Source organism: Prosthecobacter sp. Pr1, from assembly GCF_057652315.1.
In genome coordinates, this window is record NZ_JBYFBS010000004.1 from 425,601 (window position 1) to 451,014 (window position 25,414).

The following is a 25,414-nucleotide window of genomic DNA, read 5'->3' on the forward strand; positions in this document are numbered from 1 at the left end:
GCGCCCAGCAGTCATCCGGCAGCGCCCCTCCATCACTTTTTTGCTTCTTTTTGCGCCTCTTTGCGGCCACCCCTCCGGCCTCTCCCCTCACTCCTCAAACTCCGTATAATGCCTCCTACGCGGCGGCTCCGTCACCATCGCCTTCTGCTTCCAAAACGTCGCCAGGTGCAGATCCTTCTCACAGCCCACACCTTCCAAATAACACTGGGAAAGGCTCTTCATCGCCTCCACCACGCCCTCCTCAGCCGCAGCCTTGATCGCCGCAAAACCCGTCCTGCGCTCCTTCGTCGTCTGCCCGTGATTCAGCAGCACCATGCCCGCCAGATTCTTCGCAGGCGGAAATTTCTCCACCGCTCGTGAGAGCGTGTCATACACATCCTGCCACAGCGCCGGATCATGCTCCGCTTTGCGCCACAGCAGATGTGCCGCCAAGTACGCCTCCAGCGGATGCTTGGACCGGCTCATAAACGCCAGCACCAGCGCCCCCGCCTTCTCGATGTCCTGCGGCACGCCTTGTCCCTGAAACAGCGCCTCCGCATAGTAGAACCGCGCATCACGCCGCTTCCCCGCCTCGAAGGCCTTCTGGTAAAGCGCCAGACTCTTGGCCGCATTCCGCACACACCCATAGCCCGCCGCATACAGATGCCCTTCCAGCAGCATCGCAGACACACTGCCATGCTCGGCAAAAGGGTGCACCTGCTCCGCCCACGCCACGTCCAGCCACTTGCCACTCATGAACAACTGCCGCGCCATGCGGTCACACAGCTTGTCCGCAAACGGCTGCCAGAAAGTGTCCTGCGGAAATTCATACATCGCGTTCATCAGCACCGTGAGCGCCGGCTTGAAGTCCTCCGTCGCCTCCAGCCCCCGCATCTGCTCCAGAATCTCCAGCCGCGCTTCATCCACCTGCTCCTCATGCGTGAAGGCAGGCTTCAGCTCGCGCAACGACGCAGCGCTCACAAACTGCTCCTTCGTCGGCAGCAGCTCAGTCACCTCAATGCGGTCGCTCGCATCCGTGATCCTCCAGTGGTCCGCCACATCACGCTGCACCGAGCACACAAGCACACCCTTCCCCCGCGCAATCCGTTCACCACGCTGCACTTCAAATTGAAACGGCTGGGTCACCTTGATCAAATCAAAGGTCTCCAGCTCCGCCTGCGCTCCCGCCACCACGCTGATGCGCCGCAGCGGCCAGCGGTCCCGCATTTCCTCCTCCTGGCGCAGCAGCACCTCCATCGGCGGATGATCCAGCGTGAAAAACTTCCCCTGCCCCGCCGCCACATGCTCCAGCAGCCTGGCCACCGACACCTCGTTCCAAGAGCGCACATACGCCGCCACACGGTCCAGCGCCCCCTGCTTGGCTGAAAGCTTCACCGCAGCACGCTTGTCTCCCGCCACCCGTGCTTTTTCAAAAGCAGCCAGCGCCAGCTTGATGTCAGGCTTTGTGCCATTGCCATACTCATAGCGTTCCCCCAGCGGCATCCAGGCCGAAGTCTCCCCGAGTTTCGCCGCCAGTTGCAGCTGCTTGAAAGCATCCTCCGTGTACCGCGCCGGATTCTCCTCATCATCCACCACACTCACAAAATCACGCAGCGCCTCACGCCGTCCGCCTTCGACCGCCTTTTGCAGCAACACCACCTCCTCCTCTCCAAATTGCCCCGAAGCCCGCAGTGCCAGCGCCAGCCGATGCATCGCCACCACATCCCCCTTCTCCGCCAGCGGCATCAGCATCGGCACAGCCAGCTGCAGAGCCCCGGCACGAATGAGGTCCTCGCACGCCCGCACCGTCGTCTCAGGCGAAAGAGCAGGAGCAACCATCGGCGGCAGCACCACCTCGGGTTTCGCCGCAGAGAGCTGATCCAGATGATGCGGCCAGTAAACCATGCCCGTGATCATCGCCCCGCAGAGAAGCAATCCCCCCAGCACTCGCTTGGGAGATTCCTCCTCTTCCTCATCCGCCGGCAGCGGCGTTTCCACCATCGCCTCCACCGTCAGAGCTGGCGGTGTGGCAGCCTGAGCCGGCATGGGCACCTCATTCTCCGGTGACGGACCAGACTCTAAAATCACCTCCCCCACCCGCTGTCCAGCGCGTGGTTTCAAGGTGATCGGCTTCAGCAAATACTCCCGCCGGCTTGTGCGCGGCCCAGCAGGTGCCCCTTCGGCTCCCACACCCGGTTCCGCCTCGGCTCTCTCCTGCAACGGCACCTCCTCTTTCCCCTCAGCAAGATCCACATCAAACACCTCCCCGCCAATCCCAAACTTGAACGGCACATTCACCTCCAGCTCGCTCGAAGTCACACCATTCACCGAGAACTGCGCCGCCGCATACACCCCGATGATTTGAAAAGTCCGCTCCCCAGTCCGATACAGCACGCAGTGCCGCGGCAGGATGCCCACCCCTTCAAACGTCACATCGCAGTCCGGTCCGCAGCCAAGCGTCAGCGACGTGTGCAGCGGACACGAAATCCGGTGCTCGCCGTCTAGATTACTCAATGTCAAAACCATCAGGGCCATCCATGCAGTATGCTAAATAAATCTTTAGCGTCGAGTCAGCATTGCATAAAAGAACCTAGGACATCCTTACTTTCCCGCACCCAATTCCTGATAGTAACGCTTCACCAGATCACGGAACTCTGCCGGCACCGGATCACGATCCACCGGCGCCAAGTTCTTGCCCGCATCCTTCTTCGAAAGCTCCTCCACCACACGATCCCGCAGCTCCATCAGCGGCTGCGTGATGCGCGTGTTCAGGTTGGCGACCTGCGGCGCCTCATTGCTCCGTTTGAGTTCAATGCGCAGCGCTCGCGCGTGATCCTGCACTTTCGCCGCCTCATTGCGCAGTTCCGGGTTGTTGAGAAGCTCCTCCACATTGCGCAGCCGGTCGCTCCATTGCTCGTAGCCGCTCCCGGTAAAGACCCCGCTGTCAGGCTGCTCCTTGCTGTCGTCAAAGAACAGCGCCTCAGGCACCGCCCCCCCGTTGATCTGCGGACGCCGGCGGTCATTGTCCGAATCACGATCTCCCGTGATGCCAAGCCCCATGTTGGAATCCGCCGTCTGCGCCTGTGCCTGCCCCCTGCCCTGCCCACGACCTTGATTCTTCCCTTCGCCAGGTTGTTGTCCCTGACCCGGCTGCTGGTCTTCTCCAGGCTGCTGCCCATTTTCCGCCGTCTGCGGTTCGCCCTGCCCTTGCCCCATTCCTTTGCCCTGCCCATCCTTGCCCGGCTGCTGCCCAGGTTGATTTCCCTTGGGCTGTTGCGCTGAAGCCTGCTGCTTTCCATCGCCTTCACCTTGGCCTTCAGGACCAGGCTTCTGCCCTCCCTGCCCCTTCTCCCCGGGTTGCATGCCCTGGCCCGGCTTCTGCCCGTTCTCAGCAGTCTGCGCGCCTTGGGCCTCACCTTGGCCCGCTTTGCCCTCCTTGCCTTGTCCAGACTTCGACTCCCCTTCGCCGGGTTTCTCACCTGCGCCAGCCATCTTCGGATCCTGCGGCGCGCCTTGGCCATTCTTGCCTTCGCCTTCTTTCCCCGGCTGCTGACCTTCCCCGGCCATCTTCGGTTCCTTCCCCTGACCTTGGCCATCCTTGCCCGGTTCCTGCCCTTGGCCTTCTTTTCCAGGCTGCTTGCCAGCACCCGTCTTCTCACCTTTCTCAGCAGTTTGGCCATCCTTGGGCTGCCCGTCTTTCCCCGGCTGCCCCTCTCCCGCCTTAGTCCCCTTCTCAGCAGCCTTCGGCCCCCCGGCATCCGCCGTCTTTTGTCCTTCTTGTCCCTTCTGTCCCTTCTGTCCTTTCTCAGCCGTCTCCTGCTCCTGCGCTTCCTTGATCAGCTTATCCAGCTCATTCTTCGCCACACGCAAAGCCTCGCTCTCACTGCCCAGCACGCTCTCAGCCGCCTTCTCCACGCCCTTCCTCAGCTCCTCCACCGCATTGGCCGCTTTGCGCTCCGCATCCTTGGCTTCCGCTTGTGATCCATACCGCAGCTGATCCCGCGTCTCCTTCAAATTCTCTTCCAGCCCGCTCGTCTGCGCCTTGCGCACAGCGTCGTAAAGATTGCGGTGCAGCAGCGGTTCGCTCTCCTCCGCCTGCTCGCTGAGCTGCCGCATGCTGTTGAGCAGTTTTTCCACCTTCTCCTGCTGCTCCGCCACCTGCCGGCTCTGCGCCGCATTCTGCATGTTCCTCTCGATGTCAGACCCCGCCTCCTTCTGATTCTCCAGCGCCTCGCTGATCTTCTTCTCGTTCTCCGCCGCATCACGCGCCTGCTGGCGGATCTGCTTCACCTCCTCGGCAAATTTCTTCGAAGTCTTCTGCCGGAAATCCTCCTGCATCTTTTCCAGCTCACGCTGCGCACGCGTCGCTGAGTTCGCCGCATCCGCCAGCTTTTCATCCTTCAGCTGCTCCGCCGCCTCGCTCACCTTCTCACGCGTCTGCTCCAGCTGCTCCTTCGCCTCCGCCATGTTCTGCGCGTTCTCCGGCTTCTCCATGCGCTCCTTGAGATCATCCAGGTCACTCAGCAGCTGCTCCTGCTCGGCCTGCAAACGCTTAAGCTGGTTGTCCAGTTCCTGCTTCTCCTCCTCCGTCTTCGCATTGGCGATCTGGTTCTGCAGCTCTTTGATCTTCTCCGCCAGCGCCTCCTGCCGCCGCGCCAGTTCCTTCAGCCGGTTCAGCACCTGCAGATTCTCCTGCTGCTCCGCCGTCTGCTCCTCAGTGGCGGCCTTCTCCTCTTCGTAGCGCTGCTCCTTCTGCTTCAGCTCCAGATCCATGATCTGGTTCTTGTTCGCCTGCTGCTGGCCCTGCGAGGGCTTGTCCTGCCGCATCACCTGGTGCTCACGGCTCTGCGCACGGTGCAGCCATTCCAGCGCCGTCTGTTCAAAAGTCAGCGCTTGATTCAGCGGCGAGCGCTTCTTCTCCGCCGATGCCTGCTGCAGCGGCCCCTGCGCATCCTTGAGACTCTTCCACGCCTCCGTCAGCGACTGCTTCACTTCCGCGTCCTCCACTTCCTCCATCGCTTCTTTGACCTTCTCCATCGCGATGCCCACGGACTGATCCACCACATCAATATCCGGCGTGGCAGCCTCAATCACACGCCCCGCATTCGTGTCGCGAATGATCTTCCAGGTCGCGTTGACGATCTGTTTTACCAGATCCACCAGCTTGTCGCTCTGCGCCTTCGGCTTCCCTGGTTCACTGGGCGGAGCCTCCATCTCACGAAAGATGTCTTCGTAATGACGCACGTCGGCAAAGAACATGTCGCTCATGCTCCGCCGCACCTCCCCCTTCGGCCCCGTGTCCTCCGCCCATAGATAATAACTCACCAGCTGCCTCGGCTCGGCGTGCTCCTTCTCCAGCGCCAGCTCCGTCCGCACCTCCTGCTTCTTCAGTGGCGCGGTCACCGGATGCTTGAAGATGATCTCCTTGCTGTTGCCGTTGATGCTGAAGACCGCCCCAGACTTCGTGACCCCAAGATCATCCGACACCTGCGCCTCCACCGGCAGTTCCTGAATGCTCGACACCTGCAGATCTCTCTTCGGAAACACCACCTCGATCTTCGCCAGCTGATTCGCCTGCACCGTCACCGTAAACCACGGCGGATTCTTGTTCCCGCGCTCCGCTTCATCCACCAGATGCAGCCGATACTTCTGCGTCTTCTCCGCCATCAAGGAACCCTCGAGCACCATGGCATCCTCCGCCGAGGGCGTCAGTGCGATCACACTCTTGTCCTCTCCAAAAAGCTCCGCCGCCGTCAGATGCGGAGCAAACGGTGACACCTCTTTCCGCTTTGGTGCGCCCGCTTCACCGGCAGCGATCAGCGGCTTGTTAACCTTGATCTTCCACACAATCTTCGATCCCTCCAGCGCAGTGACCTTCCGTGTGTTCTTCGTCTCCTTCGCAGGCAGTTTCGTGTACTCCGGCGGCGCCACCGTCACATCGCTGCCGACCAGCGCAGGAAAATCAAACACGGTCAGCGTGTGTACCTGCGATTTCTGATCCGCAAACTCCACGTGGTATTTCATATCACGCTCCACCTTGTTGATCATGCCGCCAAACACCTGCTCATCCACCGTCAGACGCATCGGCAGACGCTCCCGCTCTTTCCCATCCTCCTCGCTCACCACCAGCGTGGCATCCGCAGGCACCGGCCCATTGAAACGCGCTTCAATGATCAGACGCGAGCCGCGTTCCAGCTCCGCATCCCCCGGGGTCAGCGTCGCTTGAAACTCCGTCGGTTTGGCCTCCTCCTCCGTCTGCGCTTTGACAATCTCCGCCTTGCTGCTGCGGCGTGATTGCAGCCGCAGCGCCATGTCCGTGGCCAGAAAAGCGATGATGGCAATCACCGCGCCCACCGCCGCACGAGTGTAAGGCTTGTTGGCCACCGTGACCGGCCAGTTCTGCGTAGCCGCATGCGCCAGTGCACGATCAATGAGCCGTTCATGCAGGAAACCGGCAGGCTTTTCAGCCTCCGGTTCGTGCTCGATGGCCGTCAGCAGCAATGCGTTCAACGAAGGATGCTTTTGCTCAATGACACGGGCGATGTCACGATCACTCCAAATGTTACGCCGCCCTTGGATCCAGGCAATCAGCCCCAGCACGATGAGCCCAACCATCGACCAGCGATCAAGCCTCTTCGAAACAGGCAATCCATTCAGCGTGGCCAGCAGCAAGCCACCCCTCACCACAACCCCCAGCGCGAACACAACTGCGAGATGACGCATGAGCCGCGCGAGACGCAGTGCCTCACGAACTTCAGCAATGCGGGCTTCAAGAATGGTGCGTGCGATCATAAGCAGGATGAATTACGCGGTTTGCAGGGCCGTCTGTCGGGCGCGCCCTGCAAACCAAGTTTCGAGCAGGAGAACAGCCAGGAGGATAAGGAGAATATACCACCACGACTGCTGCCGCTGCTCCGTGTCAGTCGCCGTAAGCCGCTCGTCCGTGGTTTCACCGGCTGCCCCACTGTCAGCGCCGCTGGAAAGCTTGATGCCATATTCCGCCAGCTTCTGCGGAGCCAGCGGCAAAACACGCCCCTCATCCGGCGGGAGATTGACAGCCAGAATCTGGGTATGGCTGGCGCTTTGCACCTTGTAGAGACCGATCCCCGCCGTGGTAAAACTCTCACCAGCCTCGAGGCGGTGCGTCTTGCCTTCCGGCTCCGTGATGGTGTACGCGGAAGCGGCATCCAGTGGCAGGTCTTCACCCACCAGCAGCGTCGCCGCAGGATCATGGCTGAAACCAGCCGCCGCCAGCCAGCCATACAGCAGCGGCACAAACTTCGTGCTGAGCGCCAGCTGGCTGTCGCTCGGCTGCCAGCCGGAAGCCAGGACAATGAGCGTCCCTTTCCCAATGCGGGTGCTGAGGATCGCAGGCCGACCGTTGTCAAAGCTGGCCAGAGTTTCCAGCTTGTTGCCCGCATCTTGAATCCCGATCTCCCGGTGCTTCCAAAACCGCAGTTTCGTAAAGTCGCGCAGCTTCGGATCACCAAAAGGCTTGAGCAGCGGATGCTCCGTTTTGACATCGGCCAGCATGCGATAGTCGTCATTGCCATCCCCATCCTTGACGGTGATTCCAGGAATCCCAGTGAGCGTTTGAAGCAGGGCTGCATCGGCAGAAGAAGAGACGACCTCCACCAGAAACCCGCCCGCACTCACAAAGTCGCGCAAGGCGGCATGCGTCCCTGCAGACGGCGTGGTGCCCGAGATCACAAGCACGTCAGGCTTCTTCGCCGGCATCGCCTTCCCTGCGGTGAGTACCGGCGCCAGCGTGGCCGTGGGTTGCAGCGCACGTGCCAGATAATACAGCGGCGCAGCAGCCTCATCCCGCGTGGCCTCATCGCCCAAAAAATGAATCCGCACCGCACGCGGCTGCGGCGGCGCGATGAAAAGCCGGTTGTCGAAATCGTATCTGTCGCCCGTGAGAGTCAGCGTCGTCGCGCTGGTGGAATTCGGCGGAGCCGTGAGAATGCGCGAGGCCCCTGCCGGGATCTGCGCCGCGATGCTGTCCGTCAGCGGGCCTTTTTCCCACGCGAGCGTGAAGTCGCGCAAAGCCGAGTCACGCGTGTTGCTCAAACGAACGCGAATGAGCGCATCCGCATTCCCTTCCTCATCACGCGCAGCCAGAGCCACGGCAAAATTGTCATTCGTCACCGGATCCAGCCGATGCACATGGAGCGTAAGTTCAGCAGGCCACGCAATCGTGCGCAGAGCATCAAGGTGCGTCCCCTCCTGCAAATCCGTGATGAGATGAATGCGCTTCTTCAGCTTCGCCGTGCTCGCATCAAACGACGGCACCGCAGCGATCAGCGCCCGATCAAGCTGCGTGCCGCTCCACGTCGGTGCCAGCGCAGCCAGACGGCTTTGCAGCGCCGCACTGCGATTCGCCGGCGTGTTGCGATCTTCCTCAAAACTCCACACCTGCGTGAGCTCCCGGTCAAACACCGCCAGCGCGATCCGGTCCGTAATCTTCGCCGCCTTAAAAAGCCTCTCCGCTTCAGCCAGACCACGCTTCCACAAATCATCCCGCCGCATCGAAGCACTGCGATCCAGCAAGATCAGCGTCGCCTGATCCGCCGATGACGAAGCAGCACTTTCACTCTGCAAAAACGGCCGCGCAAACATCAGCGCCAGAAGGATCAGCGCCAGACACCGCAGCAACAGCAGCAGCCAGTTCTCCAGCCGCCTCTTGCTCACCGGCACCGGCGTACTCGCATCCAGAAACATCAACGTGCTGAACTCCACCCGGTCCTGCGGCGGCCTGCGTCTCAGGTGCAGCAAAATCGGCGCAATGATCGCAGCGGCACCAGCGAGGTAGAGTGGAAAGAGCCAGCTCATGCAAAATAAAAGGTTCGAACATCAGAAAGCTCACTCCTCAGGAATCGTCCTCGTCCTCCTACTCGAACTCGTCCTCGATCACATGACTTCGACCACAACGAAATGCGCCGATTCAGAAAAAGAAGTGTTGGCATGGATTGGAAAGTCATGGGTTTGATAATTGAAAAGCAAGCTATCCCGCCACCCTAGCCGCCGCAGACTTCGAAGCCTTCTTCCTCTGCCGCGCACTCAGGAAATTGAACAGTACCTCTTCCAACGGCTGATCCGTCGGACAAAAATGGTATTCCACATTATGGCGGTCCGCCGCCATCTGGATCGTATCACGATGCGCCTGCAGCCGCTTCAGGTAATTCTCCCGCACCAGCTGCGGATCAATGAACCGCTCCGCCCCAGTCTCCGCATCCCGAAAGTGCGCCGACTTTTCAAAGGTGAAATCAATCTCCGCCCGGTCCATCAGGTGAAACAGCACCAGGTCATGCCCCATCGCGCTCAGCAGCGCCAGCTGCTTCTCCAGATGCTCCACTGGCGCCAGCAGATCCGTGATCAAACAAATCATCCCACGCTTCCGCAGCAGATCCGCCAACTGCCCCACCGACAGCGCCAGCGACGTCCCCGCCGCCTTCGCCGGCCGCTCCAGCTCCGTGATGATCCGCCGCAGATGCCCCGGCCTGTTTCGCGGCGGCAGATGCTCCTCAATCCCTTCCGCAAAAGTCGTCAGCCCCGCCGCATCCCCCTGCTTCATCAAAAACGACGCCAGCGTCGCAGCCAGCGTCGCCGCATAATCCGCCTTCGAATATCCCAGCGATCCAAACCCCATCGACTTGCTGTGATCAATCACCAGCTGACACCTCAGGTTCGTCTCATCCTCAAACTTCTTGATATAAGTCCGGTCACTCCGTGCCAGCACCTTCCAGTCAATGTATCGCGGATCATCCCCCTGTACGTACGCCCGATACTCCGAGAACTCCACCGAGAACCCATGATACGGACTCCGGTGCATCCCCTTCCAAAGCCCCTCCACCACCACCTTCGCCCGCAGCTCAAGCGACTTGATGCGCATCAGCGCGGCAGGATCTAGAAAGGTGGTGGCAGCAGTCATGTAGTTTGGGTTTATGGCTGTTCAATTCTGATGCCATCAGGTCCATCACTATGGCGCAATGCCACATTCAGCAGTTTCAAAAAGACTGGAGCAACAAACTCCTTAGGACCGCCATAGTCGCAAAACCAAATGTGGTCGTCTTGCAAATGGACCGACGCATCTGGCATCGCGGAAGGCGGCTTATCGTCGCGGTTGCTAAATTCAAATGTAGCCAAATCCCCGCTTTGGTGCGTTCCACCCAGGCGCAGGCAGAGTGCCTTCAGCTCTTCTAAAGCTGAAGCCCGACTGCTGATGCGATATTCCTGTCCCATTCGATTGATCGTTTAATTTCCGCTTGGCGGTCCTCCTTGGCACTGATGAGTCCCAATGGCAGCCCACTGGCAACCCTTCGAGCGATGCCAATTGCCGAAGCCCCCTGCCATTTCTGGATGGCGTAGCCATCTCAGCCTGTAGCGAGGGGTTGAGCGAAGCGACACCCCTCGTCGCCGCACATCTCGCCCCCTGACGCATTCGCATCGCGTAGCGATGCCAGCACCCATGTCCCTGCCGCGCTCTTCGTGGTGCCCTCCGCATTCCCGCCAGCTTGCAGCACACGAAACGAATCGTTCACTTCGTGCGAAACCGCCTTGTCCATGTGACACCACCTTCCGCCACTTCGCTCCGCCCCACACCAACCCCAACGGGGTTGCGGAATTCAGCCCAGGGTCAGCCGAGCCTAAGCGAGGCGACCCTGGGTATATTCGCACAAGTCCGGGAAGCAAACCCAGCACCCCGCCGCACAAAGCGTCCACCAGCAGCGTCTGCAAAGAGCCCCGCCACGCGTTCGCTCCGCAACGACACATCACTCCAAGCCAACCCAGTCCCCCGACGACCGCCCTTCTGAACTGAGTGCTCTTCATAGTAGTCATGGGATTGCGAAATGTATCGTCTTTCGGGCTTAGTCACTCGTCTTTCCTCACACCTAGGCCTTCACATGCTCAATCAACCTCCCAATCACCTTCTCCACCGTCACCCCCTCCGCTTCCGCCTTGTAATTCACCAAAATACGATGCCTAAAAACCGGTAACGCCATCGCCCGAATATCCTCCACCGTCACATGCGTCCGGTTATGCAGCAGCACCCGCGTCTTCGCCCCCAGCACAAGGTTCTGACTCGCACGTGTCCCCGCTCCCCAGCTCACCCACTGATTCACAAAATCAGGCACGCCCTCTCTTCCAGGCCTCGAAGCCGCCGAAAGCCGCACCGCATACCGCGCCACATCTTCCGCGATCGGCACCTTCCTCACCACCTTTTGGAACGCCAGCAGCTCCTCTCCGGTAAACAGCCGCTGCACCGGCTCGCCTTTCCCCGACGTCGTCTTCGTCACCACCGCCACTTCATCATCCTCGCTCAGATAATCGATCACGATGTTCAGCATGAAACGGTCAAGCTGCGCCTCAGGCAGCGGATACGTCCCCTCCTGCTCAATCGGATTCTGCGTGGCCAGCACAAAGAACGGCTCCGGCAGATGCATCGTCTTCCCATTCACCGTCACCTGATGCTCCTGCATCGCCTCCAGCAGCGCGGCCTGCGTCTTCGGCGGCGTGCGGTTGATTTCATCCGCCAAAATCATGTTCGCAAACACCGGCCCCCGGCTGAACACCAGCTTCCGCCCCTCCGGACTGTCCTCCAAAATCTCCGTCCCCGTGATGTCAGACGGCATCAAATCCGGCGTGAACTGAATCCGCTGGAAGCTCAGATGGCACACATCCGCCACCGTCTTGATGAGAAGCGTCTTCGCCAGCCCCGGCGCCCCCGTGATCAAACAATGCCCCCCGCTCAGCAGAGCGATCAGCATCTCATCAATCACATGCAACTGCCCCACAATCACCTTCCCCACCTCCGCAAACAGCCTCTGGCGGGCGGTGGAGAGCAGTTCGACAATCTGACGTTCAGTGAGTGGGGCGGATGACGGCGGAAGGTCGGAAGGAGCGCTCATGGAGTGTGTGTTGTATCAAACAGCGCCCACGATGCCAAGTTTTCATCCACCACGCAGGAACCCAAGATTGATCGTCCGAGTGCGCGACAGCGTCCTCGGAGTGCGGCGCTTCAGCGCCGCTTTCGAGCGTCCCCGCCCTCTTCTTCCTTCTCAGCACCCCCCAAGCCACTCACACCTCGTCATCCAGCATCCAGCCCCCTACTTCGACCAAGCCGGCTCCGGCTCCCAAGTCTTCTCGCCGTGGCCCACGCCAATCAGCTCCGCTTCCTCTTCCTCCTCCGTCTGCTCCAGCAACGGCGCAAACCTCTCCGATCGGAATCCCAATTCCTGCTTCACGCTCGAGTGCGGATCATCCGGATTATTCAGCTCCTTCAACAGCAGCAGCAGGTCAAACTCCGCCCCCGCCAGCTTGATCTCCGCATCGTCATTCACCACAAACTGCGGATTCGAGCGCCCCGCACGCAGCGCACGCACCGTGTAAATCTCATCCTTCTTGGGCAATGACTTGTACAGATCAAAGACCCAGGGATCGAATTGATCATCAATGCAGACAACTTGCTGGCCGGTTTTAAACATGCAGGTAAAACGAAAAAGGGAGAGATTACGGGTGTACAAAATGAATGCCATGCTCGCCGGCAATCGCAACGAGACGCTCCATATCCGGAGCCCCCGGTTTGGCAAATTCCTCCGCACAGCGGTCAAAGAAAGTCTCAAAGCCGGACGGCACCGTGGTGATGAGCATTTTCAGCGGCGTGCTGCCCGCATTGCGAAACGCATGCACCACGCCCTTCGGCATGAACACCGCTGTTCCCGGCGGCACCGCCGTCCACTGCCCGTCTTGGAAAAACTCCACGCTGCCCTCGATCACATAAAAATTCTCGTCCTCCCGCGTGTGGTAATGCGGTGGCGGCCCGCCCCCGGGATGCGTGGTCTCAATCCACTGGGTAAAACGACCACCCGTCTGCTCCCCGGTGATCACAAACTCGACTTCATCTCCAAAAACAGACATGCCCCGCCCCTGTCCGGGTAGAGTGATCACAGGAATGGCAACGCTGGCTGAACTCATGCCCGCGATCGTAGCATACCCCGTGCAGCAGGCAAGGCATTGACATACCACACCGATTCCGACGTACACTGCACCTCGCCATGAAAATATTCCGCCTCACCACCTGCCTGCTGCTTTCGCTGTCTCTCACCCTCCGTGCCGAGGTGAAACCAGCCGCGAAATCCATTCGTGAAAGCATGGAGTCCTTCGTCAAAGAGGGCACCCTCTCCGGCGCCGTGACGCTGTTTTCCCACAACGGCAAGATCCTCAACGAAGAGGCCGTCGGCCTGCGCGACATCGCTTCAAAGTCCCCCATGACCAAGGACAGCCTCTTCTGGATCGCCTCCATGACCAAACCCATGACCGCACTGGCAGTCATGATGCTTCAGGACGAGGGCAAGCTCAGCATTGACGATCCCGTCATGAAGCACCTGCCCGAGTTCAAAGGCCAGATGCTCCTCAAGGAAAAAACCAAGGACCAAACCGTGCTCGTCAAACCAGCACGCCCCATCACCATCAAAGACCTCCTCACCCACACCAGCGGCCTCGTCAGCAATTCGCCGCTCGACGGCAACGCTCTCGACGTTCTCACCTTGAAGGAAGCCGTGATCACCTACGCACTCTCTCCATTGCAGTTCGAACCCGGCTCCAAATGGTCCTACTGCAATCCCGGCATCAACACCCTCGGCCGCATCATCGAAGTCGTCAGCGGCCAGGACTACGCGAAATTCATGGAAAGCCGTCTCTTCCACCCCCTCGGCATGCACGACACCACCTTCTGGCCGAACCCGAAGCAGCTCGCACGTCAGGCCACCAGCTACCAGCCCTCGGCAGACGGCAAAGGCCTGGAGCCCACCACCATCCGCTATCTCACCGCGCCCTACTCCAGCAAAAAACGCTCTCCTTTGGCTGCAGGCGGACTCTTCTCCACCGCCGCAGATCTCCTCAAATTCTACACCATGGTGCTCAACGGCGGCGAAGCCGGCGGCAAGCGCTACATCTCCGAAAAATCGCTCCAGCAGATGACCACAAATCAAACCGGCGATCTCAAGGCAAGCTTCACCGAAGGCATGGGCATGGGTCTGGGCTTTCACATTGTGCGCCAGCCCACCGGTGTCACCGCCATGCTCAGTCCCGGCACCTTCGGCCACGGCGGCGCTCACGGCACACAAGGCTGGATCGATCCCATGACCAAATCCATCTACATCCTCCTCATCCAACGCGCCGGATTAAAAAACGGCGACGCCTCCCCCATGCGCCAGGCCTTCCAAGAAGCCGCCGCAGCAACTTTGGTCACCCCCTGAGGTTTGAAGTCCAAGCTCACACCTCTCCGCCCATGCTTCGCCATCTCTGTTTCCTGCTCTTCCTGCTGGCCCTCGTCGCCACCAGCCCAGCACAACTTCCAGACAACGTCCAAACGCTCGACCTCACCGTCGATGGCATCGCACGCAGCGGCTTCGCCTACACTCCTTCCACCGCCAAGGAAACTCCCGCCCCCGTCATCTTCGTCTGGCACGGCCACGGCGGCACCGCGCAAAATGCAGCCCGCAGCTTCGCCATGTACCAACACATGCCCGAAGCCATCTCCGTCTATCTCCAGGGCCTCAACACCCCCGGCCAGCTCACCGACCCCGAAGGCAAAAAGCCCGGCTGGCAGCACGCCGCAGGCGCGCAGGAAGACCGAGATTTGAAACTCTTCGATGCCACGATCGCCTACCTCAAAGAGCACTACAAAGTCGACACCAAGCGCATCTTCTCCACCGGCCACTCCAACGGCGGCGGCTTCACCTACCTCCTCTGGCAGACGCGCCCGGATGTCCTCTGCGCCGTCGCCCCATCCGCAGCACTCTCCACACGCCTCAAAGACACCCCCTTCAAACCCAAGCCCTGCATGCACCTCGCCGGCACCGCAGATCCGCTCGTCAAATACGCCTGGCAGGAGCTCGCCATGACCAAGGTCAAAGAGATCAATCAATGCGCACCCGAAGGCACCCCCTGGGCCAAAGACTGCACCCTCTACCCCTCCAAAGTCGGCGCCCCCTTCATCGCCTTCATCCAGCAAGGCGGCACCCACAAGTTCCCCCCAGAAGCCCCGCCCCTCATCGCCAAGTTCTTCAAAGAACAATCCGCCGCTGTGAAGTAGCGCGCGCCAGCGTCCCCGGAGTGCGGCGCTTCAGCGCCGCTTTCGGGCGTCCATCGGCCCACGCAAACCTCCAGCGCTCCCTCCAAAACTCCCCGCCTTGTCAGGATCACCCCAGCACCTTCTCCCACTCCCCCTCCTTAAACCCCACAAGGAACACCTTCTTCCCCGCATCCACCGCAAACGGCCGCTTCACCAGATTCCCATTCCCCGCCAGCAGCCCCAGCGCATCCTCCGTGCTCATCCCCGGCAGCGTGTCCTTCAGCCCCAGACTCCGGTAGTCCATCCCCGACACATTAAAAAGCCGCCGCAGCTCCCCTCCCTGCGCCGCCACCATCCCCTTCAGCTCCCCCACCGACGGCGGCGTCTCCCGAATCGCAATCTCCTCAAACGCCACGCCCCTACCCTTCAGCCACTTGATCGCATTCTTGCAGGTGGAACATCCGGTGTAGGCATAGACTTTGAGCATAATAGAGGGAGCTAATACCCAAGATTGGAAAATCAACAACCACCGAGAACACACAATCGCAGGCGGCTCAGCCTTCCGTGTATTCAGTGTATTCCGTGGTCAAACAAAAGGCACTGATCGCGCCCCAGCATCCAGCATCCAGCATCCAGCATCCAGCATCCAGCATCCAGCATCCAGCCTACCCCTCCACCAGCCTCATCCACGCCCCATACTCCTCCGGCACCTTCGCCTCAAACGCCATCGGCTGATCATGGATCGGATGGTTAAACGAAAGCCTCCACGCATGCAGCATCAGCCGCGGCACACGCACCCGCTGCTTCGCCGGATTCGCATAGATCGGATCCCCCAGGATCGCACACTGTAGCGACTCCCGCATATGCACCCGGATCTGATGCGTCCTCCCCGTCAGCAGTCGGCACTGGATCAGCGCACACCCCTCATCCACCGACAGCCGCTTCCACTCCGTCACCGCATTTTTCCCCGCTCCATCCAGCAGATTGCTCATCCGCTTTCGGTCCACCGGATGCCTCCCGATCGATGTCTCGATCCGCCCGCTCTCCTCCTTCGGCACTCCGTTCACCACCGCCAGGTAGATCTTCGAGATCCGCCTCTCTGAAAACGCCTCCGTCAGCCGCCGGTGCGCGATGTCATTCTTCGCCACCACCATGCAGCCGCTCGTATCTTTATCGAGCCGGTGCACAATCCCCGGCCGCATCTCCCCACCGATCCCGCTCAGATCCTCGATGTGGTGCAGCAGCGCGTTCACCAGCGTCCCGTCCGGATTTCCCTCCGCCGGATGAACGACAAGCCCCGATGCCTTGTCCAGCACTACGATGTCGCTGTCCTCATACAAAATCGTCAAAGGAATGTTCTGGGCCTTGATCTCCACTTCCGCTACATCCGGCACCGTGAGACTCACCGCATCCCCGCATTTGAGCGTAGCACCCGCCTTGACCGCCTTCCCATTCAGCGTTGCGTGTCCCTCCTTGATCAAGTCCTGCAATCGCGAGCGCGACATATCCGGCAAACGCCTCGCGAGGTGTTTGTCGAAACGATCACCTATATCCACTGTTTCACTGATGAGCCAATCCACCGTACAAACTCAAGATTCAAATTAATAAGGCAAACTGTAATTTCTGGCATATGGCATGCGTCCCCTTACAGCATAGCACCCCCTCACCTTGATCCTCGCCCCTCCAGAACAGTCTTTTTTGAGCACCTGCCCGGTGTGTCAGAAGCAGATTGATGTCACCTCCCTGGAGCCCTTCACCAAGCTCAAGTGCCCCTTCTGCGGCCAGATGGTCCGCGTCCGCCGCCGCTTCGATCAGTTCATGATCGTCCGCCAGATCGGCGAAGGCGGCATGAGCCGCGTCTTCGAAGCCGAAGACGAAACCCTCGGCCGCCGCGTCGCCCTCAAAATCCTCAACCGCCAGTACTCCCGCGACTCCATCCGCCTGGAGCAGTTCCGCCGCGAAGCCCACATCACCGCCAATGTGACGCACCCCAACGTCATCAAGCTCTACTCCGTCGGCTATGACCAGGGCTACTTCTACATCGCCATGGAGCTCGTCGGCGGCGGCTCCCTCGAGCAGCGCATCCGCCGCGAAGGCCACCTCAAAGAAGACGAAGCCCTCCGCATCGGCCGCGAAGTCGCCGAAGGCCTCCGCGCCGCCCAGCAGCTCACCCTCATCCACCGCGACGTCAAACCCGCCAACATCCTCTTCACCGAGACCGGCACCGCCAAAGTCGTGGACTTCGGCCTCGCCCTCTTCGTCGATCGCGGCGGCGATCAATCCGGCGAAATGTGGGCCACCCCCTACTACGTCGCCCCCGAAAAAGTCATCGAAAACAAAGAAGACTACCGCAGCGACATCTTCTCCCTCGGCGCCACCCTCTACCATGCCATGACCGGCAATCCGCCCCACAAGGCGGACACCGCCGCCATCGAAGACCTCCGCCGCATCAAGTCCAAGCGCGTCACCCTCGGCGAATCCGGCCTCCGCTTCTCCCCCCGCACAGAGCACGTCATCAATGGCATGCTCTCCTTCCATCCCGAAGACCGCTTCGCCAACTACTCCGAAGTCGTCGATGAAATGCGCCTCGCCGAAGGCCTCCTCGATCGCGGCAGCGTCCGCCGCCGCCTCGTCAATCGCCGCACCCGCCTCATCGGCCTCATCGCCGCCGCCATCATCATCGCCTACGGCATGGGCTGGCTCCTCCGCGAAGGCGGGGAGCGCCGCAACGTCCGCGCCATCCAGCTCGCCACCGCCAATGAGCGCGAGCTCGATGGCTCCGGCGTCACCCTCACCGCAGACAAAGCCAACAAAAAAACCGTCTCCGAGCGTTTCACCGAAGCCCGCCAGGCCATGCTCGAAGGCCGCCAGTACGCCACCGCCGAAGACAAGTTCATCACCCTCGCCAAATCCAAAGACGTCCTCCAGCCCACCGCCAACTGGGCCCGGTTTAATGCCGCCCTCTGCAGCATCATGCTCGATCGCAAAAAAGACGCCGCAGAACAGTTCGCCAAGCTCGCCACCACCCCGGATCTCAACGGCCTCGCCCCCTTCTTCGCCAAAATACAGGACCGCATGTCCCACGACTTCGGCCTCGGCACCCCGCTCCACGCCCTCGACTACAAAACCACCAACGAAGAAATCCTCGGCTACCTCGTCCACGGCCTCGCCGAATGGCACTTCGGAGACGCCCTCCTCGGCGCCCAGGAGCTCGAGCACTTCCAGCAGCACCTCGCCGATACCAAAAAGCCCCCCGCAGACGCCTCCGCCGCCACCCTCGAATGGCTCACCCTCTACAGCCCCCTCGTAGACCGCTACAAGCCCGACTTCGCCCTCGTCCGCGGCGCACTCCAGCCCAAGCGCTCCGGCACCATCCCGGAGCTCCGCACCGCCCTCGCCGAAGTCCAGCAGGTCCGCAAAAACCTCAAGACCAGCGGCGCCTTCCTCCGCTTCATCACAGACCTGGAGACCAGCTACCAGCGTGAGATCTCCAGCATGACCCTCGAAGAACAGCAGCGCCAGATGGAGGCCGACAAAAAACACCGCCAGGCCGACCTCGAGCTCCTCGCCGAAGTCAACGCCCTCGTCCCCTCCCTCGTCCAGGGCTACGACTACACCCGCGCCATCGACCTCCTCAGCGGCACCCGCCTCCAAACCGCAGACGTCCGCACCGCCCTCGACGGCCGCCTCTACCTCTACACCCAGTCACGCGACTTCATCCGCCAGCTCACCGCCGATCTCACCACCAAAGGCTGGACCGGCACCATCACCCGTCGGGAGGGCGGCCAGCTCACCGGCCGCATCACCTGCAACACCGCCGGCACCCAGATCAGCGTCACCCTCGATCGCGGCACCCTCACCCTCCCCTTCGAAAGCCTCACCCCCGAGACCCTCGTCGAAATCGCCCAATCCCTCGGCACCCAGGTCACCGACTCCACCGACTACTACCGTCGTCAGGAAAACACCGCCGCCTTCGCCCGCCTCACCGGCCTCACCCAGCTCTCCACCACCATCGCCGCCCAGCTCATGGAAGAGAACAGCTCCTTCCGCATGCGCTGGATGAAAGTCATGGCCGCCGGCATCTAGTAGCACAACCGTCCAGGTTGTGAAGCATTCTCCCCGCACTACACGCTCTCAGCCGGAACACTGTTCCAAATGCCATGCGGCACATTGTTGAATAGCGTTGTTGTAGCGGAACCAATGTGTAGGGTTAGAAACGCCTTCACCCTTCATCCCGCCTACGCTTTATCATGCCCCGCCGCCCGTTTAACCGCCAGGAACACGTTTACCGCAACGACGCTTTTGCAGAGCTAGTCAAAGACGGCGTGCGGTTCTTCAACGGCACTCCCGTTTTGCCCTTACCACCAGAAGAACGCTTCGCAGGCACGGGCGTTTACGCCATTTATTACACGGGCAAATCCAAGCTTTACGCCAAATATGCTGAACTGAATCGTTTATCCTATGGCTACCCCATTTACGTGGGTAAAGCTGTGCCGAAAGGTTGGCGGCAGGCGAGGACATCTCATATTGAGACAGATCAATCAATGGAGTTGCATCACAGATTACGTCAGCACAGCAGCAGTATTGGTCATTCGTCGAATCTTAGGCCCGCCGATTTTATGTGCCGCTTCGTTATATTCGAGGGTGACGGCTCAGACATGATTAGCACCGTTGAAGCTGCGCTAATCAAGATCACTCGCCCACTCTGGAATATGGTTGTTGATGGTTTTGGCAATCACGATCCTGGCAGAGGTCGTTATGAGCAGGCGCTCAGCGATTGGGATGTGATTCACCCTGGCCGACCATGGGCAGAAAAGTGCAAGGGAATTGCTGCACAACCAGTTGAAATCACTGCACGAATAAATGTACACCTCGACACTTTGGGAGGATCAGCCGTATGAAGTGCGTGGAGATATTTTCCGGCGCTGGTGGACTCGCTAAAGGCCTTGATTTAGCAGGTTTCGATCATGCCGCCTTTGTTGAGTGGAATAAAGACGCCTGTGCATCGCTTCGATTAAATTTTGCGCCTGAGAAGGTCTATTGTGGTGATATTCAGGCCTATGATTTTAGTAAACTAAGCGATGTGGACGTCGTGGCTGGCGGTCCTCCCTGTCAACCGTTCTCACTGGGTGGCAAACATCAAGCTGATTTGGATCAACGAGACATGTTTCCTTACGCAATCAAGTCCATCGAAGTCCTCAAGCCGAAACTCTTCATTTTTGAAAACGTAAAGGGGCTGCTCCGTGAATCTTTCGCAGACTATTTTTCTTACATCCTCCGCCGCCTCGAAAACCCTTATCGGCCAGCATCGCACGAGGTCGATTGGCGGTCACATCTACGCGAGCTTAACTCTGATAGAGGGAAAGAAAAAGGCGGACCAAAATACCGAGTCGCTTATCGCCTGTTGAATGCTGCAGACTACGGCGTACCTCAATGCCGCGAACGCGTTGTGATCGCTGGAGTAAGAGAGGATATTCAAGAATCTTGGCGTTTCCCCAAAGCGACCCACACCGAAGAACGACTGCTCTACGATCAGTATGTGACAGGAGAGTACTGGGATCGGCATGAAATCGCAAAGAAGAAGCGTCCATTACTCGCACCCGGACTCAGCGAGCGGATCGAGGCGATCAAGCGTGACTACATCCTCTTCGCGCCTGAGGGCAGGCCTTGGAAGACAGTGCGTGATGTATTGAGTGACTTGCCTCATCCGAGCACGAATCACGGCATTGCAGATCATATATTCCGAGATGGCGCACGTAGTTACCCAGGACACACAGGAAGCTGTTACGACTTACCCGCTAAAACGATTAAGGCAGGAGGGCATGGTGTTCCAGGAGGTGAAAACATGATCCGTTATGCGGATGGCAGCATCCGTTACTTCACTGTCTTCGAAGCCAAACGCATCCAAACATTTCCTGACGAATATACCATCTCCGGAGCTTGGGGCGAAGCGTTAAGGCAAATTGGCAATGCGGTTCCTGTCAAGCTAGGCGAACAACTTGGCATTGCAGCAATGACGCTTTTAAAGCAAGTCGGAATCAGCCCCGAACCACTAGTAGTTCACTCGCGTTCTAGAGTTAAATCTCGAACAACTGTTGCAGCACATTAACATCACATAAACCTGGCATCAGGCACAATGAAATGCTCCCGCTCCTCGAAGCTATTAAAAAAGATAAAGATGACGGCCTATTCAAGACCTACATCGACTATATTCGCTTCCCGCGTTTCAGAAACTTAGCATCTAATGCACGCGTTGATTTTGAATTTCCGATCACAGCATTTGTGGGACAAAATGGTTGCGGCAAGAGTTCAGCATTGCAGGCCCTTTTTGGCGCACCCAAAGGTAAATCCGTTTCCACATATTGGTTTAACACGGAACTTGATCCAATAGTTGACTTAAATTCCGAGGATCGTCACAGTTTTATTTATTCATATGATGGCAGTGGAAACGAAGTCGTAAAACGCAGAATCAACAAAGCTGGACAGCCTGATCTCTGGGATACAAGCGAGCCAATTGCAGCTTATGGCATGCAAATGGGAACACGGCATGCGCCAGTTGAGAAGGAAGTGATATATCTAAATTTCAGGGCAGTTCCGAATGCGTTTGAAAAGGCGTTTCACAGCGAACGCCCTCCCGCATCGGGAGTTCAAGACTACCTGCGGTGGAGGTCGCGTATCCTTCGGAACGCACTTGACAAACAGTTCGATTATCGATTCTCCGGAGTCGAAAACTGTAAAGAATTCCCAATACGGCCCGACCTTCTTGAGGTTGCGCGACGAATTCTCGGAAGATCCTACAAAGCCGCAAAGATTGTGAATCACTCACTTTTTGGGCAGCCTGGACATGCGGTTTTCTTGGAAACGGGAGCCGCTAAATATACAGATGCATTTGCAGGCAGTGGTGAATCGGCCGTCATGCTCTTGCTTCACGAAATAAGCCAGGCTAAAGCAAATTCCCTTCTTTTACTTGATGAGCCGGAAACATCTCTGCACCCAGGGGCCCAAGCTGAACTCATTTCATATCTAACCGAACTTTGTTTAGCGAAAAAGCTCCAAATAGTTTTTTGCACTCACTCTCCAACTTTAATCAATGATCTCCCTGCTTCCGCGATCAAAGTTTTTTCACCCGAACCAGGTGGAAGTTTTCGAATCGTTCAAAATATTAGTCCAAGAGAAGCCTTTGCATTTATTGGTCACCCTGTCTCAGACAAGACAACAATAAGAGTCGAGGATCGCCTGACCAAACTGATTCTGGAAAAGGTGTTCTCTGAGTCTCTATCGTCGTCAACAAATCTTTTTGATGTCACATTCATACCGGGCGGATGCGATGAGATGAAGAAAGATGCCGTCGTGTTTTCAAGTCATCCCAACTCCCGTGTCGTGCTCTTGCTCGATGGTGATAAAAAGCCAAATACTGAGGTGCTGAACACAGGTGAAATTGGACTGTCGGACTATGAGAATTTGGAATACGTGAACAAGGTCTTCGACGAGAACATTGAAGCAATTACGGGTTTGAAAATGAAGACCCTTTGCCTTCCATCCGATGGCGGTAATGCAAATAAAAGAACCAAATTAACCCAGCAACGCGACACAAAACGGGAGTTTTTGAACTACTACCGGACAAATGTGTACTATTTTCCGACAGCAACACCAGAAGAAGCAATTTGGGATGACGAAACAGCCTCTGGTTTGTGCAGTGCTGCACTCGAACAATCAGAGTTTAGTCACTTCAAAAGCAAGGTTCAAAACCTAGCTGCTAAAGATAAGTTTGAACTCTTAACTCGGGTATTATGTGACCACTCGGGAGGTCTTACATTAGATGCTATCTATCGAATCTTCATCAAGAAGTGGGCATTAAAAAAAACCTCTTCATACCTCAATCTTGTAGGTATTTTGGAAGCCATTAAGGCTCTTTGTTGAAGTGGGAATCTGTATCCATTACACTGGAAAATGGGCCCAGCCTGCAAATCCTTTACAAAACATCGCATTGCCAAGGTCCTAATTCAGCCCATTCCTTTGCCAAAACCAAGGCCCCACATGTGCGCCCTCGCTGCCGGATAAACACCTATCTCCCTCCAGAATTTCTGAATGGCTTGATCCGCGTCTCTTTCGCCCTGTGTAGTTTCAGCGAAGGGTGGATAGATCAGCCTCAAATCGCCGGTTAAAAACTCTGCTCTTCCGTCAATTCATTTCCGCACAAAGAAGGCCGCACCATTCAATTCAATCTCTGCCCCTCTGCGACAAAAACGAACGTCCCCAACGCCATCGCCTTGCCCAATCCTTCCGTCCGCGACTCCAGCAAGACCTACATCAAAAAAATATCCGCCTCAGGATACGTGGAAGCCGCCAGTGCCGCCCACAACGGATCACCGATCACAATCACCGCCGTCATCACCCCAAACGCCGGCAGGCGATGGCTCAACGGCAGATACCGCACCCCCGACGGATCATCCTCCATTTCCTTCTGATTGGAGCGCGCCACATACGCATAGCCCTCTTGGTTCAGATGCCGCGCCAGCTCCAACACCTTCTCATTCGGCACAGTGGCCGCTCCCACAGAACCCGGCGCCACGATGAGAAAATTCCGATACGATGACTGCGTCTTCGCCTCAGGCTCTGCCTCAGTTTCGGAATCAGCAGAAGCACGCGCCGCGAAAACCTGCAGAGCCTGGAGCATAGGAAGAGAAGTATTCATGGGAATGAGAGGTTCGAATCACCAGCAGCCGCTCGTCATGAGCCAGCATCAGTCACACTTCGCATCCCATCAGCCATTGGCCGGGTCGAAAACACAACCTCAACCCCCTCCTCATTTTCTGAGACAAACCCCACTCAGATATTCCTCATCAACATCAGTCAGCAGTTCAAATCCCATTCCCCATTCCTCTGCCAATCCATTCCCCTGCCAAAAATCACAACCTCACCCCCACCTCCCATCACCATCACACCTCCGTCTTTTTTCCGACTCCTTGTTGCGGCCATCCCTCCGGCTCCCCAAACCACCTCCGCGTTGACCGCGCTTCGCCAGCCCTACCGGCAGCCTTCCACGATCTGCCTCACTGGGTTCGGTTCCGTGTATTCAGTGTATTCCGTGGTCAATTTTCAGCCAAAAACAAAGCAACCCATCTCCCAAGCCCCCAAGCTCAGCCCATTCCTCTGCCAATCCATTCCCCTGCCAAAAAACAAAGCTCCGCATCCACATCCCATCACCGTCACACTACCTCTGTTCCGATTCCTTTATCAGCGTCTTATGAGCGTCAAATCAGCGGTTAATAATCCGATCTATACACCCAGCACGCCCGCACTCCATCCCCCTCCGGAATCAGTCATTTTTGCCCCCTTTTTGCGCCCCTTTGCGGCCATCCCTCCGGCCCCACAAAAAACCCCGCCTGCCTCACGACAAACGGGGTTCTCAAAACTCACGTCACCGATCCGTCGCTCTCAGTTAGTTCAACCAGGAACCAAGAACAACGAACCAGGAACACTCAGTCACTTGATCTCCTGCGCCCAGAAGATGTGCCAGTCGTCCAGGTTGTTCAGATCCACCGCACCCGGATTCACGCTGCCGTCATCCGCGATGCCATCCGCATCCAGAATCGTCTTGCGCGTCTCATCGCTGTGGATGTAGCCCGAGATCGCCTGGTTGTGCTTGAAAATGTTGCCCTTCGTCAGGTTCACGCCCGGCTGTGCCTTCACCCAGCTCTCCAGCTGCGGATAGCTCGGCTTCGTCGCGATGAACGTCCTGAACGTCTCGATGTTGATGCCCAGCGCATCCAGCGTCATCTGGTCATACCCGCAGCCAATGCCCGGATAGTCAGCATGCAGTTTGCCCGCAGCAGCCAAAGAAGCCTTCTGCCAGAGGCGCGGAAGATGAAGAACACCAAGGGGCCCGGCAATGCCGGAACTGATAAGAGGAACGATCTGACTCATGGATAAGAGATGGGTTGGATTTAATTCAATGACATTCGCGACTGCGAAAGAGCTTCCAATTTAGGAGGCCCCGCGCAGCAGCATCAAGAACAAACGCACCAGCCAGGTTTTTTGAACGCGAATATCAAAAATGAACCTCGATTTTTCACGCATCCAAACGCCCCATGCCAAAAAATTCGCGGCTCTTCGCGCCCATTCGCGTTTGAACCCCTCCCTCCTCCACAAAATCTTTCTGCCCTTTCCCCCTCTTCTCCTCCACTCCAGACCTCTGAAATGATTTTACCCCTCATTATTCTACCTCAATTCCGGCCATCCACCTCCGCCCCTTTGCGGCAAACGTACGTCCCGCCCCCTCCTCTCCAACCACTCTGAAATCATAAATCGTAAATCATAAATCCCCCCACGTTCCTCCCTTTCCAGTCACTCTTT

General features: G+C 58.2%; 18 protein-coding genes. 6 read left to right on the forward strand and 12 right to left on the reverse strand.

Features of this window, described 5'->3' with window-relative positions; genetic code table 11:
* Positions 1-87: 87 nt before the first annotated feature.
* From AC24GY_RS09285 to AC24GY_RS09320, 8 genes are all read right to left on the reverse strand, one after another.
* Entirely contained in the window at positions 88-2,493 is a 2,406-nt protein-coding gene (locus AC24GY_RS09285; protein ID WP_487682236.1) for a hypothetical protein, read from the reverse strand.
* An 87-nt stretch (positions 2,494-2,580) separates the two neighbouring features.
* Positions 2,581-6,771, reverse strand: coding sequence for a hypothetical protein (locus AC24GY_RS09290; protein WP_487682238.1), 4,191 nt, complete (start codon positions 6,769-6,771; stop codon positions 2,581-2,583).
* Between the two features lie 12 nt (positions 6,772-6,783).
* A complete protein-coding gene (locus tag AC24GY_RS09295; protein WP_487682240.1) occupies positions 6,784-8,814 on the reverse strand; it encodes a vWA domain-containing protein in 2,031 nt (676 codons plus the stop codon).
* 172 nt (positions 8,815-8,986) lie between these two features.
* On the reverse strand, positions 8,987-9,913 hold the full coding sequence (locus tag AC24GY_RS09300; RefSeq protein ID WP_487682241.1) for a DUF58 domain-containing protein: 927 nt from the start codon (positions 9,911-9,913) through the stop codon (positions 8,987-8,989).
* An 11-nt stretch (positions 9,914-9,924) separates the two neighbouring features.
* A complete protein-coding gene (locus AC24GY_RS09305) occupies positions 9,925-10,224 on the reverse strand; it encodes a hypothetical protein (RefSeq protein ID WP_487682243.1) in 300 nt (99 codons plus the stop codon).
* A gap of 650 nt (positions 10,225-10,874) precedes the next feature.
* On the reverse strand, positions 10,875-11,891 hold the full coding sequence (locus tag AC24GY_RS09310; RefSeq protein ID WP_487682245.1) for an AAA family ATPase: 1,017 nt from the start codon (positions 11,889-11,891) through the stop codon (positions 10,875-10,877).
* A 198-nt stretch (positions 11,892-12,089) separates the two neighbouring features.
* Positions 12,090-12,467: a hypothetical protein gene (locus tag AC24GY_RS09315; RefSeq protein WP_397383688.1), complete on the reverse strand. Its 378-nt coding sequence runs from the start codon at positions 12,465-12,467 to the stop codon at positions 12,090-12,092.
* Between the two features lie 25 nt (positions 12,468-12,492).
* Positions 12,493-12,900 carry a dimethylsulfonioproprionate lyase family protein gene (locus AC24GY_RS09320; RefSeq protein ID WP_487682247.1) on the reverse strand — a complete coding sequence of 136 codons (408 nt, stop codon included), beginning with the start codon at positions 12,898-12,900 and terminating at the stop codon, positions 12,493-12,495.
* A 137-nt stretch (positions 12,901-13,037) separates the two neighbouring features.
* Here AC24GY_RS09320 and AC24GY_RS09325 point away from each other — a divergent pair, with 137 nt between their 5' ends.
* Both AC24GY_RS09325 and AC24GY_RS09330 read left to right on the forward strand, forming a co-directional pair.
* Positions 13,038-14,240 carry a serine hydrolase domain-containing protein gene (locus AC24GY_RS09325; RefSeq protein ID WP_487682249.1) on the forward strand — a complete coding sequence of 401 codons (1,203 nt, stop codon included), beginning with the start codon at positions 13,038-13,040 and terminating at the stop codon, positions 14,238-14,240.
* A gap of 32 nt (positions 14,241-14,272) precedes the next feature.
* Entirely contained in the window at positions 14,273-15,079 is an 807-nt protein-coding gene (locus AC24GY_RS09330; RefSeq protein ID WP_487682251.1) for a CE1 family esterase, read from the forward strand.
* Positions 15,080-15,185: 106 nt separating this feature from the next.
* On the opposite strand, the gene AC24GY_RS09335 is transcribed toward AC24GY_RS09330, so the two are convergent.
* A complete protein-coding gene (locus AC24GY_RS09335; protein WP_487682253.1) occupies positions 15,186-15,545 on the reverse strand; it encodes an arsenate reductase family protein in 360 nt (119 codons plus the stop codon).
* A 178-nt stretch (positions 15,546-15,723) separates the two neighbouring features.
* The gene (locus AC24GY_RS09340) at positions 15,724-16,638 is read right to left on the reverse strand and encodes an RluA family pseudouridine synthase (protein WP_487682255.1); all 915 of its coding nucleotides are present in this window, start codon (positions 16,636-16,638) and stop codon (positions 15,724-15,726) included.
* Positions 16,639-16,726: 88 nt separating this feature from the next.
* Here AC24GY_RS09340 and AC24GY_RS09345 point away from each other — a divergent pair, with 88 nt between their 5' ends.
* From AC24GY_RS09345 to AC24GY_RS09360, 4 genes are all read left to right on the forward strand, one after another.
* Positions 16,727-19,144 (forward strand): serine/threonine-protein kinase, encoded by a 2,418-nt coding sequence (locus AC24GY_RS09345; protein WP_487682257.1) that lies wholly within the window; start codon positions 16,727-16,729, stop codon positions 19,142-19,144.
* Between the two features lie 164 nt (positions 19,145-19,308).
* Positions 19,309-19,959: an Eco29kI family restriction endonuclease gene (locus tag AC24GY_RS09350; RefSeq protein WP_487682259.1), complete on the forward strand. Its 651-nt coding sequence runs from the start codon at positions 19,309-19,311 to the stop codon at positions 19,957-19,959.
* Positions 19,956-21,167, forward strand: coding sequence for a DNA cytosine methyltransferase (locus AC24GY_RS09355; RefSeq protein ID WP_487682261.1), 1,212 nt, complete (start codon positions 19,956-19,958; stop codon positions 21,165-21,167). The genes AC24GY_RS09350 and AC24GY_RS09355 overlap by 4 nt, the downstream gene beginning before the upstream one ends.
* A 32-nt stretch (positions 21,168-21,199) precedes the next feature.
* Positions 21,200-22,978: an ATP-dependent nuclease gene (locus AC24GY_RS09360; protein ID WP_487682263.1), complete on the forward strand. Its 1,779-nt coding sequence runs from the start codon at positions 21,200-21,202 to the stop codon at positions 22,976-22,978.
* A gap of 385 nt (positions 22,979-23,363) precedes the next feature.
* Here the strand turns inward: AC24GY_RS09360 and AC24GY_RS09365 are convergent, their stop codons facing one another.
* Positions 23,364-23,753, reverse strand: a complete 390-nt coding sequence (locus AC24GY_RS09365) for a hypothetical protein (protein ID WP_487682265.1) — start codon at positions 23,751-23,753, stop codon at positions 23,364-23,366.
* A 791-nt stretch (positions 23,754-24,544) separates the two neighbouring features.
* A complete protein-coding gene (locus AC24GY_RS09370) occupies positions 24,545-24,985 on the reverse strand; it encodes a DUF5069 domain-containing protein (RefSeq protein WP_422320330.1) in 441 nt (146 codons plus the stop codon).
* Positions 24,986-25,414: the final 429 nt, after the last annotated feature.